The organism is Shewanella electrica, from assembly GCF_022321485.1.
Lineage (GTDB): Bacteria > Pseudomonadota > Gammaproteobacteria > Enterobacterales > Shewanellaceae > Shewanella > Shewanella electrica.
The window spans coordinates 1-20,140 of record NZ_JAKOGG010000013.1; the positions used below are offsets into that span (position 1 = coordinate 1).

At 51.2% G+C, this 20,140-nt stretch carries 16 protein-coding genes; 1 reads left to right on the forward strand and 15 read right to left on the reverse strand.

The genetic code is table 11. The features are described from left to right. Positions 1-486 precede the first annotated feature (486 nt). Positions 487-3,210: a preprotein translocase subunit SecA gene (secA, locus tag L9G74_RS15180; protein WP_238897271.1), complete on the reverse strand. Its 2,724-nt coding sequence runs from the start codon at positions 3,208-3,210 to the stop codon at positions 487-489. Positions 3,211-3,268: 58 nt separating this feature from the next. Next, positions 3,269-4,168: a M23 family metallopeptidase gene (locus L9G74_RS15185; RefSeq protein WP_238897272.1), complete on the reverse strand. Its 900-nt coding sequence runs from the start codon at positions 4,166-4,168 to the stop codon at positions 3,269-3,271. 28 nt (positions 4,169-4,196) lie between these two features. On the opposite strand from L9G74_RS15185, the gene L9G74_RS15190 reads away from it, so the two are divergent. Next, positions 4,197-4,658 (forward strand): DUF721 domain-containing protein, encoded by a 462-nt coding sequence (locus L9G74_RS15190; protein WP_238897273.1) that lies wholly within the window; start codon positions 4,197-4,199, stop codon positions 4,656-4,658. On the opposite strand, the gene lpxC is transcribed toward L9G74_RS15190, so the two are convergent. The 13 genes from lpxC to ftsL form a co-directional block, all read right to left on the reverse strand. Then, positions 4,655-5,575, reverse strand: a complete 921-nt coding sequence (gene lpxC, locus L9G74_RS15195) for a UDP-3-O-acyl-N-acetylglucosamine deacetylase (protein ID WP_238897274.1) — start codon at positions 5,573-5,575, stop codon at positions 4,655-4,657. The two genes, L9G74_RS15190 and lpxC, sit on opposite strands and share 4 nt — an antisense overlap. A 166-nt stretch (positions 5,576-5,741) precedes the next feature. Further along, positions 5,742-6,932, reverse strand: coding sequence for a cell division protein FtsZ (gene ftsZ, locus L9G74_RS15200; RefSeq protein WP_238897275.1), 1,191 nt, complete (start codon positions 6,930-6,932; stop codon positions 5,742-5,744). Positions 6,933-6,966: 34 nt separating this feature from the next. Then, entirely contained in the window at positions 6,967-8,202 is a 1,236-nt protein-coding gene (ftsA, locus tag L9G74_RS15205) for a cell division protein FtsA (protein ID WP_238897276.1), read from the reverse strand. Between the two features lie 3 nt (positions 8,203-8,205). Further along, positions 8,206-8,949, reverse strand: coding sequence for a cell division protein FtsQ/DivIB (locus tag L9G74_RS15210; protein WP_326521520.1), 744 nt, complete (start codon positions 8,947-8,949; stop codon positions 8,206-8,208). A gap of 119 nt (positions 8,950-9,068) precedes the next feature. Further along, positions 9,069-10,532, reverse strand: coding sequence for a UDP-N-acetylmuramate--L-alanine ligase (murC, locus tag L9G74_RS15215; protein ID WP_238897278.1), 1,464 nt, complete (start codon positions 10,530-10,532; stop codon positions 9,069-9,071). Positions 10,533-10,547: 15 nt separating this feature from the next. Beyond that, entirely contained in the window at positions 10,548-11,639 is a 1,092-nt protein-coding gene (gene murG, locus L9G74_RS15220; RefSeq protein WP_238897279.1) for an undecaprenyldiphospho-muramoylpentapeptide beta-N-acetylglucosaminyltransferase, read from the reverse strand. Next, positions 11,639-12,853 carry a cell division protein FtsW gene (gene ftsW / locus L9G74_RS15225; protein ID WP_238897280.1) on the reverse strand — a complete coding sequence of 405 codons (1,215 nt, stop codon included), beginning with the start codon at positions 12,851-12,853 and terminating at the stop codon, positions 11,639-11,641. The genes murG and ftsW overlap by 1 nt, the downstream gene beginning before the upstream one ends. Next, complete coding sequence (gene murD / locus L9G74_RS15230; RefSeq protein ID WP_238897281.1) at positions 12,840-14,162, reverse strand: UDP-N-acetylmuramoyl-L-alanine--D-glutamate ligase; 1,323 nt, start codon at positions 14,160-14,162, stop codon at positions 12,840-12,842. The genes ftsW and murD overlap by 14 nt, the downstream gene beginning before the upstream one ends. Before the next feature lie 4 nt (positions 14,163-14,166). Continuing rightward, entirely contained in the window at positions 14,167-15,249 is a 1,083-nt protein-coding gene (gene mraY / locus L9G74_RS15235) for a phospho-N-acetylmuramoyl-pentapeptide-transferase (RefSeq protein WP_238897282.1), read from the reverse strand. Beyond that, entirely contained in the window at positions 15,250-16,623 is a 1,374-nt protein-coding gene (locus tag L9G74_RS15240; protein WP_238897283.1) for a UDP-N-acetylmuramoyl-tripeptide--D-alanyl-D-alanine ligase, read from the reverse strand. It lies immediately after the preceding gene. After that, entirely contained in the window at positions 16,620-18,089 is a 1,470-nt protein-coding gene (gene murE / locus L9G74_RS15245) for a UDP-N-acetylmuramoyl-L-alanyl-D-glutamate--2,6-diaminopimelate ligase (RefSeq protein ID WP_238897284.1), read from the reverse strand. Before murE ends, L9G74_RS15240 begins: the two co-directional genes overlap by 4 nt. After that, entirely contained in the window at positions 18,086-19,822 is a 1,737-nt protein-coding gene (locus tag L9G74_RS15250; RefSeq protein WP_238897285.1) for a penicillin-binding transpeptidase domain-containing protein, read from the reverse strand. The genes murE and L9G74_RS15250 overlap by 4 nt, the downstream gene beginning before the upstream one ends. Beyond that, positions 19,819-20,133: a cell division protein FtsL gene (gene ftsL / locus L9G74_RS15255; protein ID WP_238897286.1), complete on the reverse strand. Its 315-nt coding sequence runs from the start codon at positions 20,131-20,133 to the stop codon at positions 19,819-19,821. The genes L9G74_RS15250 and ftsL overlap by 4 nt, the downstream gene beginning before the upstream one ends. Positions 20,134-20,140 lie beyond the last annotated feature (7 nt).

Sequence of the window (20,140 nt, forward strand, 5' to 3'; positions counted from 1 at the left end):
GACCTTTGCTTTCGCGCTTTGCCGTGTCAGTGGGTGCGCATTATAGGGACCTTAAAAAACTCCGCAACCCCTTTTTTCGAGTTTTTTTGAATTATTTTAAAATAATGAGATAACCACAATTTACGCACGAGTTACCCCAAGAGTTATCCACAATTCAGTGAGTTATGTTTGTAAATTGACCAGCCTCATAGGGATGACTACTTAGTGGATATTGGTCATTCCCCCGCAAAAACACATTAAGGTGATGCAGCCTGCTATCAAGCAGGAGAAGTTTCTTTAAAGAAAGTGGTAACAACGATATTGATCAGAAGAGATAAGCTGTGGGAAATCACTGATAAGGCCATGCGAGTTTGTCGGAGTCATTGCCCAACTATATATAGTCATCACATCATCAGCATAGAATCCGACAATGAAGCGTGGCTACTACCGAAAGCAGAAAGGCGCCTTTGAGGGCGCCTTTGTTCATCTTATATAGTGAGTGTCTACTTAGCTGAGCTTACCGTGACACTGTTTATACTTCTTACCTGAACCGCATGGGCATAGATCGTTACGGCCAACCTTTTCACCATCGCGGATAACTGGTGGTGTTGGCATGCCTGCTGGTGCGGGTGTGTCATCAGCCATCGCTTCTGCCGCTGCGTGTTGGAACTCACGCTCAATACGAGCTTCATTCTCACGACGACGAGCTTCCATTTCATCAACATCAGATTGCGCTTGTACTTGTACCTTAGACAGGATGCTAATCACATCATGCTTCAGTGTATCCAACATCTGTTGGAACAGTTCAAACGATTCACGCTTGTATTCCTGTTTCGGGTTCTTCTGAGCATAACCACGCAGATGGATACCTTGGCGTAGATAATCCATGGCTGACAAGTGTTCTTTCCACAAACCATCTAAGGTTTGCAGCATGATAGCCTTTTCGAACTGACGCAGAACTTCCGCGCCAACCATCTGTTCTTTCGCTTCATAGGCTTCTTGCCATTTCTGCTCGATACGCTCACGCAAGGTTTCTTCGTGCAAGTCATCTTCATTATCGAGCCACTCTTGTAATGGCAATTTCAAAGCAAACTCTTGCTCAAGGCGCGCTTCCAGCCCCGCAACATCCCATAACTCTTCTACAGACTGCGGCGGAATATATTGATCAATCACACCATTGATCACATCTTCACGAATACCTTCAATAGAATCTTTAATAGATTCAGCATCCATCAACGCATTACGTTGTGAGTACACCACCTGACGTTGGTCGTTAGCCACGTCATCATACTCAAGCAGTTGCTTACGGATATCAAAGTTACGTGCTTCCACTTTGCGTTGCGCATTTTCGATGGCGCGCGATACCCATGGATGCTCGATCGCTTCGCCTTCTTCCATACCAAGCTTTTTCATCATGCCGGCGACACGGTCGGAGGCAAAGATACGCATCAACGCATCTTCCATCGACAAGTAGAAGCGTGATGAACCAGGATCACCTTGACGGCCAGAACGACCACGTAACTGGTTGTCGATACGACGAGATTCGTGACGTTCAGTACCCAGGATATGCAAACCACCTGCAGCGATCACTTCATCATGACGTTGCTGCCAATCAGCACGGATAGCGTCAATTTGTTCATCTGTTGGATTTTCTAACGCTTCAATTTCAGCCTTCCAGCTACCACCGAGGACGATATCGGTACCACGACCCGCCATGTTAGTCGCCACAGTCACGGTGCCAGAGCGACCGGCTTGGGCAACGATCTCAGCTTCGTGCTCATGGAATTTAGCGTTCAGTACTTGGTGTGGAATTTTGCGCTGTTTCAGCAGATGCGATAGTAATTCTGATTGCTCAATAGATACCGTACCCACCAATACTGGCTGACCACGTTCCCGACAACCTTCGATATCTTTGATAATGGCTTCATATTTTTCACGAGCAGTTAGGTAAACCAAATCTGCCATATCTTTGCGAACCATTGGGCGGTTAGTTGGTACCACCACAGTGTCTAAACCATAGATATGTTGGAACTCAAACGCTTCGGTATCGGCAGTACCGGTCATCCCCGCCAACTTCTCGTACAAACGGAAGTAGTTTTGGAAGGTGATAGATGCCAAGGTTTGGTTTTCGTTTTGAATTTTTACACCTTCTTTCGCTTCAACCGCTTGGTGTAAGCCTTCAGACCAACGACGACCTGGCATGGTGCGACCGGTGTGTTCATCAACGATAACGATTTCGTTGTCTTGCACTACATAGTCGACGTCTTTTTCAAACAGATGATGTGCGCGTAGACCGGCGTTGACGTGGTGTAACAACGACAAGTTAGCTGCCGAATACAGTGACTCACCTTCCGTTAGCAACCCTGCATCACTCAACAGTTGTTCAATTTTTTCCTGACCACGTTCGGTCATGTTCACTTGCTTGGATTTCTCATCGATGGAGAAATCCCCTTCCCCAGTGAACTCATCTGAGTCTTCTTTCTCTTGACGGATCAAACTTGGGATCAGGGTATTAACTTTGATATACAGTTCAGAACTGTCTTCAGCGGCACCGGAGATAATCAGTGGCGTACGCGCTTCATCGATAAGGATCGAATCCACTTCGTCAATCAGCGCATAGTGCAGTGGACGTTGTACCCGCTCATTAGGCGAAAACGCCATATTGTCACGCAGATAGTCGAAACCGAATTCGTTGTTGGTACCGTAAGTAATATCCGCATTGTAGGCTGCAACTTTCGCTTGGTGTTGCATACCAGACAGGTTAACGCCAACCGTCAGGCCCAAGAATTCAAACAATGGACGGTTAGTTTCAGCATCGCGTTTTGCTAGGTAATCGTTAACGGTAATGACGTGTACGCCTTTGCCGCTAATAGCATTGAGGTAAGCGGGCAAGGTCGCCGTCAGTGTTTTACCTTCCCCCGTACGCATTTCGGCAATACGGTTTGAGTCCAACACTAAGCCACCGAGCAACTGCACATCAAAGTGACGCATTTCAAACACGCGCTTCGATGCTTCTCTTACCGTTGCGAAGACTTCTGCGGTAATCGATTCCAGAGTTTCACCTTGTTCAAGGCGGGTGCGGAATTCGGCAGTTTTGGCTTTGAGTTGCTCATTCGAAAGCTGCTCGTACTCAGCTTCAAGAGCATTGATTTTATTAACAACCTTACCCAATGCCTTAAGTGTGCGTTGGTTACGGCTACCAAAAATTTTTGTCAGTACTTTACCTAACATCTGGATCACTTATTAGTTGTAGGCCAGGCTCAACATGAGGCTGGCGGCCAATTTCCGTTTAACCCGCGTGACGATACACAAATTGTTTTGGATCGATCTGTTGACCGTTACGCAGTACTTCGTAATGCACATGGGGTCCGGTAGAACGGCCGGAACTTCCCAAGCTGGCGATTTTCTCGCCTTTGGCAACCACATCACCTACAGCTACTGACAAAGCTTCGTTATGCCCATAACGGGTACGCAATCCATTACCGTGGTCAATTTCCACTAAATTGCCATAACCAAACATGTTTCCTGCCCATGTCACTACCCCTGCACCAGTGGCAATAACATCGGTTCCTTCTGCGCCCGCAAAGTCGATGCCTTTATGCATCGCTCGATGGCCATTAAAAGGATCGTTTCGTAAACCGTAGGGCGAGGATAGCCAGCCTTTGCCGACTGGTCGCCCGGATATGTAACGCTCTTGTTCTATATTGAGATTGCTGGCAACTGTTTCAAGTAGCCCCAGCTGAGTGTTACTTTTATCTATACCTAAAGCGAGCCGCTCCATATCACTGAGCAACTGATCTAATTCGATACTGGAACCATATTCACTCGGACCGCCAACGCCTACCTCGGCGCTGAAGTCGAATTGTTCATCTAACTGATAGTTTTGGGCGAGTTGTTGCCCGAGAGCTTCAAGCCGGGTGAGTTTGGCTTGCATTTTGGCGACGTGTGTCACCAGCATAGAGAGTTGATTCTCAGTGGCGGTTTTGAGTTGTTTGACTTGCCGCTGTTGTTGCTCTCGCGCTTGGCGTTCGTTGTCGGCACTGGCTTGCTGGGTTTCAAATCGCAGTTGGTTATACTGATACAAACCCGCGCCAGCAGCGATCAGCAACATTGGCAATAATAGCCAACGCTTACCCGGTTGCCAGCGTGTTACGCCATTCCGACCCTGAATAAAAACTGTTACACTCATAGCCTCGTTAAGCCATCTTATTATCGTCATGAAGAAGCTGCCGCAACATCTCAGTCAACTGATGCATCAGTCAGGCGCGTTACCTGAACTCACTGAACGAGCGGAGCTTTTGTTATATTTAGACAAAACCGTTAAAGCGATGCTTTCCGGCCCTGTCTGCGCACAGCTTACCGTTGCCAATTTTCGTCAAAATACATTGGTCATAGAGACCTCAACTGCAGTTTGGGCTGCACGACTGAACTTTCAAAAAGCTCACTTATTGCAGCAACTCCAATCTGAGGCGCTCCCAATGCTTACCGCTATTGAGGTGAAAGTCAACCCAACTCTGATAGCTCGCGAGGTAAAACCTAACCTGCCTCACAGACAAATTAGTGAAACCACGGCGGCTCATCTTACGGATTTGGCCGAATCTACCGGCGGTAGCTTGGGCCAGAAACTAAAACGGCTGGCTGCATTAGCCAGCCGTAAAGGCACTGAAAACTCGAATTAAGCCATAACCACCGAAGCTGGCATGCTGAAGCTTACTGGTGCATCGGCTTCTTTATCGAAGCTAACCACTTCCCAAGCTTCGGCGTTAGCGAGTAACGCTCGAACCAGCTGGTTGTTGAGTGCGTGGCCAGTTTTATAGGCACTGAACTCACCGATAATGGCGTGTCCGGCAACATATAAGTCACCAAACGCGTCCAAAATCTTGTGCTTAACAAATTCGTCCTCATAACGCAGGCCATCGGGGTTGAGGACGCGATATTCATCAAGCACTACGGCATTTTCCATGCTGCCACCCAACGCTAAGTTATTAGCGCGCAGATATTCAATATCACGCATAAAACCAAAGGTTCTGGCGCGACTGATATCTTTAATGAAGGCAGATGAAGAAAAGTCCATTACCATTTTCTGCTGGCTACGTGCGATTTCTGGATGAGCAAAATCGATAGCAAAGTTAACTCGGAAGCCTTTAAAAGGTTTCAGCTCTGCCCATTTGTCACCATCTTCGACACGCACCGTTTGCTTAATTCGCAGATATTTTTTAGCAGCCGCTTGCTCTTTTATTCCTGCGCTTTGCAGCAGGAATACGAATGGGCTAGCACTGCCGTCCATGATCGGAATTTCAGGTGCATCGACTTCAATCACGGCATTATCAATACCAAGGCCAGCTAAGGCAGCGAACAGGTGTTCAATCGTAGAGATACGAACGCCGTCGTTATTCACTAACGCTGTACACATGGTCGTTTCTCTGACCAGATCTGCTTTTGCCGCAATGGCAACCGCAGGCTCGAGATCGGTGCGCATCAGCACTATCCCTGTGTTGACGGGTGCCGGTCTAATCGTCAAAGTCACTTTGTTGCCGGAATGCAATCCGACGCCAGTGGCTTTTACCGTATTTTCAACAGTTCTTTGAAAAATCATTTAGTTACCCGTATCAAACTCAACGTTAAATCATTTAACCGCATAGCAAGTCCTCAGTATTTTCGCCGAGGAGGTCAGACATCTTAACATATTCCGACCAATTCACAAAAAATACTGCTGCTGCCAACCGCAGCATGTGTACGCATTGTCACCTAAATTAAGCAGATTAATCTGCTTGTTTGCGCAAAAATGCTGGAATATCGAGATAATCCAGTTCGCTCTTATTAGGTGTTGGCGCCACAGCTGGTTGTGGTGATGGCACCGCATTGCCTTTTGCCACGTGAGCAGTCGGTTCGTCTACTGCCACATGATGTTCGACCTTAGGTTCAACTACAGGTTCACTGCGTACGGTTTTAGTGGTCGGCACCAGTTGAATATCAGGCTTACGCTCAGCGCCAATACCGGTGGCAACCACAGTCACACGCAGTTCATCGCTCATTTCTGGATCGATAACCGCACCAACAACGACGGTGGCAGTATCAGAAGCGTACGCTTTGACGTGGTTACCCACAGTTTCGAACTCTTCGATACTCATATCCATGCCAGCGGTGATATTCACTAACACACCACGAGCGCCCGCCAAGTCGATGTCTTCCAGCAGTGGGCTAGCAACCGCCGCTTCTGCCGCTTCTTCTGCACGGTCTTCACCGCGAGCCACGCCGGTTCCCATCATGGCGTTACCCATTTCGGACATTACCGTGCGCACGTCGGCAAAGTCGACGTTAATCAAACCGGGGCGAGTAATCAGCTCTGCGATACCTTGCACAGCGCCTAACAGTACGTTGTTAGCTGCGGCAAAGGCATCCAGCAGCGAAGTGCCACGGCCCAATACTTTCAATAGTTTTTCGTTTGGAATGGTGATCAACGAATCCACATTTTTAGCCAGTTCAGCAATGCCTTGTTCGGCATAAGCCATACGTTTTTTGCCTTCAAATGGGAAAGGTTTAGTAACCACGGCAACCGTTAAGATGCCTTCTTCTTTGGCAATCTGTGCCACAACGGGTGCGGCACCAGTACCAGTACCACCGCCCATACCTGCGGCAATAAAAATCATATCTGAGCCAGCAATCGCTGCGCGGATGCTTTCACGATCTTCTTCTGCTGCTGCACGACCGATTTCAGGATTGGCACCTGCGCCCAAACCTTTAGTCACACTGCGGCCCAACTGAATAGTGGTGCCCGCAGCCGATTTACGCAGCGCTTGTGCGTCAGTGTTAGTGACCATGAACTCAACACCTTCGATGTTGTGTTCAACCATATGCTCGATAGCGTTGCCGCCACCGCCGCCTACACCGATGACTTTGAGAACTGCATCGCTCATCGCATCGTCTGAATGGGTATCCATGATTTCAAACATGGGCTAATTCTCCCTGCTACCTGCGTTATTGAGTTTAAAACTCACCTTTGAACCAACTTTGGACCCGATTCCATAAGCTGGTTACCCCTTGGCGCTCAGGTTTTTCAAGCTGACGGTCCATCAGCCTTCTGGCGCCATAATGCAACAACCCAACTCCGGTGGAGTAAATAGGTTGGTCAACATATTCATATAAACCTTTGACTGGCAGCGGCTTAGCCACTCGCACAGGCATGCCGAAGGTTGCTTCGGCAATATCTACCGCGCCTTCAATCGACGCAGTACCACCGGTGAGCACCACACCCGCGGCAATTTGATCTTCTAGCCCGCTATCTTTCAATTGCTTAAACACCAGTTCAAACAACTCTTGATAACGTGGCTCAACCACTTCGGCCAAGGTGTGGCGGCTCATGGTCCGTGATGGACGACCGCCTACCGATGGCACTTCAATACTATCTTCACGGCTGACCAAGGCACTACGCGCGCTGGCATATTGCACTTTGATCTGCTCCGCGTGCGACAGCGGCGTGCGGAAAATCTTGGCAATATCGCTGGTGACTTGGTTACCAGCCACCGGTACCACCGCGCAGTGGCGCAAGGCGCCATTGGTGTAGACGGTGATATCAGTAGTACCGCCACCGATATCCACTAAGCACACACCCAAATCTTTTTCATCTGCGGTCAACACCGAATCCGCCGAGGCGATGCCGGAGAATACGAGGTCATCCACTTTTAAGCCACAGCGCTCGACACTTTTAGTGATATTTTTCGCCATGTCATTAGCACAGGTGACAATATGCACCTTGGCTTCCATACGCATACCCGACATACCGATAGGGCTACGAATGCCCTCTTGTACATCGATGGCATATTCCTGCGGCAACACATGCAAAATGCGGCGTTCCGTCGGGATCTTCACCGAGCGCGCGGTATGGATAACGTTTTCAACATCTTCCGAGGTCACTTCCTCGTCGTTGATCGACACCATGCCGTTTTCGTTCTGACAATCGATATGTTTGCCAGAGATACTCAGATACACCGATGACACTTGGCAATCGGCCATCAATTCCGCTTGATCTAGGGCGCGCTGCACACTGCGTACGATTGAATCGAGATCGTTAACCCCACCTTTATCCATGCCGCGCGATGGATGATTGCCCAGACCAACGACGCTGATCTCGCCATCTGGCAGCACTTCGCCGATAATCACGGCCACTTTTGAGGTGCCAATATCTAACCCAACGATCAGATTTCTTTCTTGGTTCTTGGTCATCGATCACTGACTCTCTTTTTGTGATGCTTCCCAGCCAACGGCCAGTCCAGTGTCATAGCGCAAATCTACTCGCGCTACGCTTTTATCCTGTTTCAATATTTCCGGATACACGTTTATAAAACGTTGTATCCGCGACATTTTATCTTCTCGGCCAAGGTCTAACACAATGCCATTACCGAGCTCAGCCTCCCACGCTAACCGCGGGCTTAAGTGCAACTTCTGCAGGTGAAAGCTGTTGATCCGCAGCAACTCTTCCATCTGCTTATAGGCAGTCAGCACATCCAAACCGCGTTCATCAGGCCCAGAGAGCCATGGTAATGACTCCAGTTCTGGCTCCTGCGGCGCGCTGAACACATCGCCCTGCTCATTAAGCCACTGGGTACCATTCCAGTGAGCCACGGGGACTTGCTCTTCCAAGTACACCTTGAGCTTGGCGGGCCAATCACGTCGAACAGACGCTTGATAAACCCAAGGCAACGCTTCAATCGCGTGTTGCACTTCCACCACATCGGCACTGAAAAAACTGCGTGCCATCAAATCTCGTAATGCGTTGCGGATCTCTTCGTCACTGGTGAAACGCCGCTCACCGTTGACGGCGACCGCTTGGATCGGCAAGGCTTCGGCATCGTTGAGCAATAGCTCCAACTTCCACCCTGCAATTGCCAATCCCACCAGCACCAACGACAAAAAACTCAGGCCACTGATCAAATACCAATTGGCGCTGTGGATCCGCTGCCGCAGCGTCACAAATTTTTGCCTCAATCCCATGTCACAGGCCCAGTCACGACGGCGGAAAAACGGCCATTATACGGAGCCGAAAACCTTGGTCAAAATTTATCGTACCACCGGCAATAACCGACTGTTTTTTATTCAGTTGCATCACCATTTGCCTGCGGTTTGAAGCCAACTTGACTAGCCACCAACGACTTGGATAATGCGCCAATATTGCCCGCGCCTTGGGTCAACATCAGGTCACCGTTTTGCAATAATCCCGGCAGTAACTCGGCCAACTGTTCTGGCGCTGCCACATACACTGGATCCACTTGACCACGCAGACGAATACTACGACACAGACTACGACTATCCGCGCCAGCAATCGGCGCTTCACCCGCCGGATAAACCTCCAGCAGTAACAGGCAATCTACCTGCGACAACACTTCAACGAAGTCTTCATAAAGATCGCGGGTACGCGTGTAACGATGCGGCTGAAATGCCATCACCAAGCGTTTCTCTGGCCAGCCAGCACGCGCGGCCTTAATGGTAGCTGCCACTTCACTTGGGTGATGACCATAATCATCCACCAGCATGATGTCGCCATTTGGCGTGTGGTAGTTGCCCAAATATTGGAAGCGACGTCCAATGCCTTGGAACTCAGCCAACGCCGTCAAAATCGCTGCATCTTCAATATCATCTTCAGTGGCAACCGCAATCGCCGCCAGTGAGTTCAACACGTTGTGGCGCCCAGGCAAATTCAACGTGATATCGAGATCATCACGGCCTTTGCGGCGTAAGGTGTAATGGCACTGCCCCACGGTTTGGCTGAAGTTGAGCGCTTGCACATCGGCATCATCACTGAAGCCATAAGTCACCATATGGCGACCAATGCGCGGCATGATGTTACGCACCACAGGATCATCGATACACAGCACCGCCACGCCGTAAAACGGTAGGTTATGCAGGAAATCGACAAAGGTTGTTTTCAGCTTTTCAAAGTCGCCGCCATAGGTATCCATATGATCGGCTTCAATATTGGTTACCACCGACACCATTGGTTGCAGGTGTAGGAACGATGCATCGCTCTCATCGGCTTCGGCAATCAAATAACGACTGTGGCCTAAACGGGCGTTGGTGCCAGCGCTATTAAGCAAACCACCAATCACAAACGTTGGATCACGACCCGCTTGGCCGTACACACTGGCGATCAAACTGGTAGTCGTGGTTTTGCCGTGGGTACCGGCAATCGCTACACCGTGGCGATAACGCATCAACTCCGCCAACATCTCAGCGCGGCGTACGATCGGCGTGCGGTTGGCTTTAGCAGCCACTAACTCTGGGTTATCCGCTTTGATGGCGGTAGAGACCACCACCACGTCAACATTCATCACCGCTTCGGCGGTATGGCCGATAATCACTTTGGCACCCAGTCGACTCAAACGTTCAGTGACCGCGTTATCGGCAATGTCTGAACCGCTGATCTGGTAGCCTTCATTAAGCAATACCTCAGCAATGCCGCCCATACCGGCGCCACCAATACCCACAAAGTGAATACGCCGCACCCGACGCATCTCAGGGATGGTTGCTCTTAATTGGGCGTATTTAGCTGCATTCATACTTCATTCTGTCCTTTACTGCGCCAGTTGCTGGCATACATCTGCGACGCGAGCGGTAGCATCTGTAATGGCCACTCGTTGTGCGCTTTGTCCCATCTGCACCAGCTGCGGCCGATCCGCCGCCAGTGCTAATAATTGCTGTGACAGTGATTCAACTGTCAGCTGCGATTGCGGCAATAACCGCCCCGCGTTGGCATCCACCAATACTTTGGCGTTGCGCGTTTGGTGATCATCTACCGCGTGTGGCAATGGCACTAAAATCGCTGGTAAACCAACGGTGGCCAATTCCGATACGGTCAGTGCGCCGGCACGGCACACCACCACATCCGCCCAGCGGTATGCGGCTTCCATATCATCAATAAAGTCAGCCACTTTCACGCGCCCTTCTTGACCCACTTGTTGATAAGCTTGCAACAGCGCGTCTTGATTACCTTTACCAGCCTGATGCCATACGGTAACTGAACACTGTTGACTCACTTTAGCGACGGCTTCTGGCAGCACCTCGTTAAATATACGTGCGCCCAAACTACCGCCGACCACCAGCACCTTCAGCGCCTCTGACGCTGATGAACTACGCGGTTGCTGCCCTAGTGTCACCAACTCTTGGCGAATCGGATTGCCGACCACTTCGGCCGGTACATTGGTAAACGTATCGGCAAAGGCGCACAAGGTGCGACTGGCGATTTTCGACAACAATCGATTGGTCAAACCGGGAATGGCATTTTGCTCATGCAACACCAGCGGAATACCAGCCAATTTGGCGGCTAAACCACCTGGCGCACTGGCATAACCGCCCATGCCCAACACCACATCGGGTTTGAATTCACGGATCACTGCCCGCGCTTGCCATACCGCACGGATCACTTTTAAAGGCGCGGTCAGTTTGCGCAATAAGCCGTTACCGCGCACACCTTTGATATCGATAAAAGCGATATCAAAACCGTGTTGCGGTACTAAGCGCGCCTCCATCCGGTCTGCTGTGCCTAACCACTGCACATGCCAGCCTTGCTGCGCTAAATGTTTGGCAACCGCCAGAGCAGGAAAGACGTGGCCGCCGGTGCCACCTGCCATCACTAAAATGCGTTTGCCGTTATCACTACCGACCATCAGGTGGTTCTCCCCTGAACTGCTTGTATCAAACTCAACCGTCGCTCGTAGTCGATGCGGATCAGCACCATAGCTGCGGCGGTCATCACCCATAAACTACTGCCGCCGTAACTGATAAACGGTAGCGTCAAACCTTTAGTTGGCATCATGCCGATACTGGCGCCCACGTTCACCACGGTCTGGAAGCAGATCCAAATGCCGATGCCGTAAGCCAAATAACCTTCAAACGCGCGCTCCATTGCCACACACTTGTGGCCCAACTTGAGCGCACGAATAGCAACAAACAGCAACACCGCCAGCACCGCCACAATGCCGACAAAACCAAGTTCTTCACCGATCACCGCAAAGATAAAGTCGGTGTGCGCCTCGGGCAGATATTCCAGCTTCTGAATACTGTTCCCCAAGCCTTGACCAAACCAATCACCACGACCGTAAGCCATCAGCGATTGTGTGAGCTGATAACCGCTACCAAACGGATCTTCCCATGGGTCCAAAAACGACGTTACACGCCGCATGCGGTAAGGTTCAAACACCACCAACCCAGTGAATACAATCGAACCAGCTAACAGCAACACAAAGAAATCGAACAGCCGCGCGCCAGCCAAAAACAGCAACCCGACGGTGATGACGAACAACACAATCACCGACCCCAAATCCGGCTGCAAAATAATTAACAACGCATAAAAAACGAACACTGCAATTGGCTTGTAAAAGCCTTTCATGTTCTCACGCACTTCCTGATGACGCCGCACTAAGTAACCGGCCATGTACATGGTGAACACAAACTTAGCGACCTCAGCCACCTGAATACGCACCGGTCCGAGCGACAGCCAACGACTGGCACCATTCACCTTGGTGCCAATAATCAGCACCGCAATCAGCATGCCTGCCACGCCCAGTAACATCCATGGGCTCAATTGTTGCCAGCGCTCCATCGAAATCCGTAACACGATGGCAGCAATCACGGCGCAACCCGCAAGATAAGACAGATGGCGCCAGACAAAGTAAAACGGGTTATTGGTTAACGTCTGTGCCTCAGGCATAGAGGCAGACATCACCATCACAAACCCAAAGGCGATCAGTGAAATAATGGCGAACAGCAACTGCCGGTCATACAACTGCATGCCCGGCGCTTCGCGGTCGCTGAACCAATCTGTCCACGGCCAGCGTAAACTGGCGCCAAACAGACTGAGCTGTTTTTCACTGCTGCTCATCGAGCGCCTCCACCCGCGCGCAAAAATCATCACCACGAGCCATAAAATTAGGGTACATGTCTAAGCTGGCACAGGCAGGCGATAGCAGCACGATGTCGCCTGAGTTAGCAATGTCATTGGCTTTCGCTACCGCTTGCTCCATGTTGGCAACTTTGATCGCGCCTTCTTTCAGCGCTGCAATTTTGTCGCCGTCACGTCCTAAGGTAATCAAGGTGCTGACACTGCCTAATGCCTCTTTCAGCGTCGAAAAATCCGCACCTTTACCATCACCACCGGCAATCAGAATAATGTCGCCGAGGTAATCGCTCAGCCCTTGCAAGGCGGCCAGCGTCGAGCCGATATTGGTGGCTTTGGAGTCGTTAACCCAACGCACGCCATTTTTAGACGACACCAGCTCACAGCGGTGGCGCAGCCCTTTAAAATCAGTGGCGACTTTGGCCATCTCGGCCTTTCCAACGCCGGCAGCATCGGCTAATGCCATCGCCGCCAGCACATTGGCTTGGTTATGGCTACCGAGCAATGAGATGTCAGAGATATTCATGATCTCACTGCCACCGTGCATCACTTTACCGTCGGTAATGCCCCATTCGTCACCTTCGGGATTGCCCAAACCAAAACTGTTGTTGTTCATCGGTGACAACGGTTCGGTCTGCTCATCATCGCGATTGTGGATAGCCAAACGCGCTTGGTCATAAAGATGCAATTTGGCGCGACGATAAGCTTCCAAATCGCTGTAACGGTCCATGTGGTCGGCACTGATGTTGAGACAAGTCGCCGCAATACAGTCGAGGCTATGAGTGGTTTCTAGCTGAAAGCTGGATAGCTCTAACACATAGTGGGTTGCGTGTTGGTTGAGCAGTTCCAATGCTGGCACACCCAAGTTACCGCCAACCGCGACATTGATCCCGGCTTCACGCAGCATCTCACCCACCAAGGTGGTCACGGTTGATTTACCGTTAGAGCCGGTGATTGCCAACACGCAGGGAGGCCGATCCGCAATCGCGCGCGCAAACAGCTCCACATCACCAATCACTTCAATGCCCATATCCAAGGCAACACGCACTTCCGGCGTATCGGTTGGAATACCGGGGCTAATAATGATCTGCTGCGCTTGCACTAACGCACGGCAATCAAAGCCACCAACGCGGCATTCCAACTGTGGAAACTCCGCCTTAATCTCATCAATACCCGGCGGATTACGGCGGCTATCCATCACTAACGGCGTAATTCCTTGCGCCATGAGATAACGCACCACAGATTTACCGGTAGCGCCGAGTCCCATCACAATGTGCGAGTAACTTTCAGCCATGTCCTTACCTCAGTTTCAGCGTTGCTAAACCGAGCAACACTAAAAACAATGAAATGATCCAGAAGCGCACAATCACGCGAGGTTCTGGCCAACCTTTCAATTCATAGTGGTGATGAATTGGCGCCATGCGAAAAATCCGTTGGCCGCGCAGTTTGTAGGATCCAACCTGCAGGATCACCGAGACAGTTTCCATCACAAACACGCCGCCCATGATCACCAGCAAAATCTCTTGTCGAACCAAAACCGCAATCACCCCCAACGCCGCACCGAGTGATAAGGAACCGACATCGCCCATAAACACTTGCGCTGGGTAAGTGTTGAACCATAAAAAGCCCAATCCCGCGCCAACAATGGCGGTACACACAATCACCAACTCACTCGAACCGGGTAGATGTGGAATATTCAAATAGGCAGCAAACTGGGCGTGACCAGATAAATACGCAATCAAGGCAAACGCGGAGGCCACCATCACCGTTGGTGTAATCGCCAAACCGTCCAAGCCATCAGTCAAATTCACCGCATTGCTCGAACCAACCACAGTGAAATAAGCCAGCACCATAAAGAGCACACCCAACTGCGGCATAACTTCTTTAAAAAACGGCACAACTAACTGCGTTTCACCTGGCAAGTTAGCGCTGTAATACAAGTAAACCGCAACTACCAACGCCGATACCGATTGCCACAAGTATTTCCAACGCGCAGCTAGGCCCTTAGGGTCTTTACGGATCACCTTGCGGTAGTCATCCATAAAGCCAATCAAGCCATAAGAAGCCAGCACAAACAGCACCACCCATACATAGCGGTTATCCAAATCGCCCCACAGCAGCACACTCAAAAAGATGCCAGCGAGGATCATCAGCCCGCCCATTGTTGGCGTACCGCGTTTACTAAAATGCGATTCGGGACCATCGTTACGCACCACTTGACCAATCTGCAGTAACTGCAATTTTTGGATCAGTCGCGGTCCCCACCACAGTGAAAACGTCAGCGCGGTGAGCAAACCTAAAATGGCTCGAAATGTGACATACGAAAACACGTTAAACCCGGTATAAAACTGGGTCAGATACTCCGCCAGATAAACCAGCATCTACACTAACTCCCCGCGCCCTTGGGCGGCTATCAAGGCTTCAACTACTCGCTCCATTCGCGAACTGCGAGAGCCTTTTACCAATACAGTGACTGTCCCTGTTTGCTGATTGATATCTGTCATTACTTTATTGACCAGCTGGTCGACATCCGCTAAATGTGTCGCTCCGAATCCTTCGCTGGTGTATTGCGTCAAATCGCCGCAGCAATAGAGCGACGAAATGCCTGCCTGTTTGGCTTGCTCACCGAGCTGGCGGTGCAGCAGCGCGGCATTGTCGCCTAATTCGCCTAAATCCCCTAGTACCAAGGCACGAAATCCTTGCAGATCTTTTAGCCAGTTGATTGCAGCGGTGACCGATGCCGGATTAGCGTTATAACTGTCATCCACCAGCAGCACGCGCCCGAACTGATGTGGCACCATGCGCCCCTTCACCGGCGTCATCGCCTCAAGGCCGGCTTTGATCACCGCTAAGGGCACATTAAGCGCGATACAGATAGCGGCAGCAGCCAAGGCGTTGCTGACTTGATGCCGTCCCGCCAGTGGCAGTTCAATCACGCTTTGCTGCGATTTGTAATGCAACACAAACCGATAGCGGCCACCGATATCGGCGGTTAATGCAGTTGCCGTGACATCGGCATCATGTTCACAGGAAAAAGCGAGTTGCCGATGTCCTGCAGCCGCTTGGCGCATCACCTCAGCATAATGATCATCAGCGTTGATAACCGCGGTGCCATCAGCGGCTAAATGACGAAAGATTTCTGATTTAGCACTCGCCACGCCAGCTTCCGAGCCAAAGCCCTCTAAATGGGCACTGGCAACGTTATTCACCAACGCCACTTGCGGCTGCACAATGCCAGAGGTGTAATCAATCTCACCGGGATGGTTAGCACCCAGTTCAAACACCGCGTATTCATGGCTAGGTTGCAGCCGCAGCGCAGTCAGCGGTACACCGATGTCGTTGTTAAAATTGCCGGCGGTATACAACACGGAGAATTGGCGCGAAAGAATGGAGGCCACCATCTCTTTGACGCTGGTTTTACCGTTAGAACCGGTCAGAGCCACACAACGCGGTGCGACGCGATCCCGTACTAATTTGCCGAGTTCCCCCAGCGCTTTGTGGGTATCGGTCACCACCAGTTGCGGTGTTGCCACCGGCAGTTCACGGTTGACCAACAGTGCGACCGCGCCTGCTTCGATGGCATTAGCCACATAGTCGTGTCCGTCTAAACGTTCACCTTTGAGGGCGATAAATAAACTGTTATCAGCCGCACGACTGTCGGTAGTGACTTTATCAATCACCACATCGGCTGCCAGTGACGGCACAATGCGCGCCCGCAGCGCAATGGCGAGGTCAGCCAGCGTTAACGCAATCATTGCTGACCTCCACAAAGCCGCATGGCGAAAGCACGCTCGTCATAGTGACGGCGCTGTCCGTTAATTTCTTGATATGTTTCATGTCCCTTGCCTGCCAGCAGGAGCAGATCTCCTGGCTGCGCTAACGCCACGATATGTTGAATCGCGGCTTCTCTATCTACTTCAAATAACGCCTGCTCCGGATGCTGCAAACCGGCGCGAATATCATTCAGAATGGCGTGCGGATCTTCGCTACGGGCGTTGTCGCTGGTGACCATCACTTTGTCGGCCAACGCTTCAGCAATTGCGCCCATTTCTGGCCGCTTGCCAGTATCACGGTCGCCACCACAGCCAAACAAACACCACAAGGTGCCATCACAATGGCTGCGTGCCGCTTGTAAGGCTTTTTCTAAACCATCGGGCGTGTGAGCGTAATCCACCACGATGGAATAGCCTTGCGGTGCGGTGAAACACTCCATGCGACCAGCCACCGGCTGCAATTTAGGCGCTAATGCCAGCAATTGCGGCAGGTCGTAACCTAAGGCATACAATGCCGACAATGCCGCCAGTAAATTCGACAGGTTAAATTCGCCCAGCAGGCTGGTGTTCAGCTCGCCCCGGCCTTCGGGCCAATGGATCTGCGCGCGAATGCCCGCGTAATGAAACTCCGCATCGCTGGCGCGAATACGCGCCTTGGGCTCATCACGTAGTGAATATCCTAAGGTTAAGTCTGTCGCTAACTCACTAAACCACTGCGCACCGACCTTATCATCCAGATTGATCACCGCAGTTTTTACCGATGGGAACGACATTAAACGCCGTTTTGCGGCGGCGTAGGCTTCCATACTGTGGTGAAAATCGAGATGGTCACGGCTGAGATTGGTAAACACCGCCACTTCAAATGGCACCGCGTCGACACGGCCTTGGACAAGACCGTGACTGGATACTTCCATGGCGCACACATTTAACTGTTGCTGCGACATTTGCGCCAGTTGGGTCATTACCGTAATCGCATCTGCCGTGGTATTACCGGTATCCACCAACTGCCCCGGACGACCATTGCCAATAGTGCCCATCACGCCAGCGGTTTGCCCGAGTAACTCCACCCATTGCGCAATCAACTGCGTAACCGAGGTTTTGCCGTTAGTGCCGGTGACACCGACCACCCGGGTTGACCACGTCTGTGGTTGATAACACTGTGCAGCAACAGCGGACACTTGGCGGTTCAGTTGAAAGAAATCGATGATCAGCCCCTGCTCACGATGCACCGCACCATGTTCTTCAGGGACATCGGTATGACGTAAAATGGCGGTTGCGCCTTGCGCTAATGCGGTGGCGATAAACTGGCGACCATCACTGCGAAACCCCGGCACGGCAATGAATAGATCGCCCGCCTGCACTTTGCGGCTATCTAGTGTCGGGGCATTAATCGTTTCGTGCCCGGCATAATGAAACCAAGGGGCTAGCAGATCGGTTAACGAGATCATCGTTGACCTCCCACAGAACCCGCCAACTCCACCACTTCATGTGACGGCAGTGGTTCAACGTTGAGCATCTGTAAGGCACCAGACATCACTTTGCCAAATACCGGCCCAGAGACATCACCACCGTAGTAGTGATCACCTTTAGGTTCGTTCACCACCACCACCATCGCCAAACGGGGATCGTTTGCTGGTGCGACACCGGCAAACAGTGCGACATAATCATCACCATAGCCACCAGCTACCGCTTTACGGCTAGTACCTGATTTACCCGCGACCGGATAACCGTCGATGTGCGCTTTGGTCCCGGTACCGCCTTCCTCTGTCACGCCCACCAACATCTTCAACACTTCATTGGCGACGTTTTCAGACAGCACGCGTGTGCCTTCAGGCGCTTGTTTGAGCTTCAAAATCGATGATGGATAAAGAATGCCACCACTACCTAAGGTGGCGTACATGCGCGCCAATTGCAGTGGTGTCACGGTAAGACCGTAACCAAAGGCTAATGTGGCGCGTTCAAAGTCTGACCAGCGGTGGCGGTCTTGCACCAAACCGGCACTCTCACCAATGATGTTGATACCGGAGTAACTCCCCAAACCTAGCGATTGATAGGTGCCCAGCAACTGCTGAATCGGCATCTGCAATGCCAACTTACTGATCCCCACGTTACTGGATTTCCATAGGATTTTAGCCAGCGACATGTCACCGTAGTTCACACCATCACGCACTTGGCGACCGCCGATGCGCATCCAGCCCGGAGAGGTTGGGATCACATCGCCCGGTTTCACAATGCCTGATTGCAACGCCGCCGCCATGACAAACGGTTTCACGGTAGAGCCTGGCTCATAGGCATCGGCCAAGGCGCGGTTACGCATGCGGTGGCTCTGGAGTTGGTCACGCGAGTTGGGGTTATAAGACGGGGTATTGGCCATCGCTAACACTTCGCCGGTGCGTACATCTATCATGACCAAAGAGGCTGATGTTGCTTGATAAATTTCGGTTGCGCGTTTCAATTCGCGATAAGCCAACTGCTGAATACGTTGATCGATGCTCAATACTAAATCGTTAGGGCTTTCGCCTTCCTGAATGATGTCGAGTCGCTCAACCACACGGCCATCGCGGGATTTACGCACTTTCTGCTTGGATGGCGTACCAGTGAGCCAGTTGTCGTAGGTGCTTTCTAAGCCCTCAATGCCAACGTCATCAATGTTGGTGATCCCCACCAACTGCGCAGTAATTTCACCCGTAGGATAATAACGGCGTGATTCCGCTTTGAGGTAGATGCCTGGCAGTTTCAATTGATTGATATACGCGGCGACTTCCGGCGTCACTTGGCGCTTGAGGTAAGTAAAACGCTTCTTAGGGTTTTCTTGCACCCGCTGCACGACATCAGCCACCGGCTCGTGTAATACATCCGCTAGCGCTTGCCAACGACGCATATCGGCAAAGCCATTGTTATCAAACACCATTTTTGGATCAGCATACACGGCGCGTACCGGCACACTGACCGCTAACATCTCGCCGTTACGATCGGAGATCAGTCCACGCTGCACTTCATTAGAGGTGGTACGCAGGGTACGCATGTCGCTTTCATGGCGCAGCCTACCGGGCTCAAGTACCTGAATATAGGCGGCACGAGCAACCAGTGAAAAAAATACCGCGCACACAAAAACCACCACCAGCTTTAAACGCCAGTGGAGTGGTTCAGGTTTTGTAATCCTTTTCGCCTGCTTCGTCATTGCAGTCTCACTACTATCTCTTTACCGGGTGAGGGGCGTTCCATATCCAAATCTTTAGTGGCAATACGCGTTACGCGGCTGTGCTCTGCCAGCGATTGTTCCTCTAGCAGCAGATTGCGCCATTCAATGTCCAGCCGATCACGTTCTTGTTGCAATCCATCTAACTGGCTCGTTTGCGTGCGACTAATGTGGCTGGTGTACACCACTGCTACCGCATTCAAAACCACGGCGAGGCCGAGCAATATCATCCACTTGTGATACCAAATATCCTGCAACACAATGCGGCTGAGATTGAGCGGTTTGGTCGCCATGCTGCCG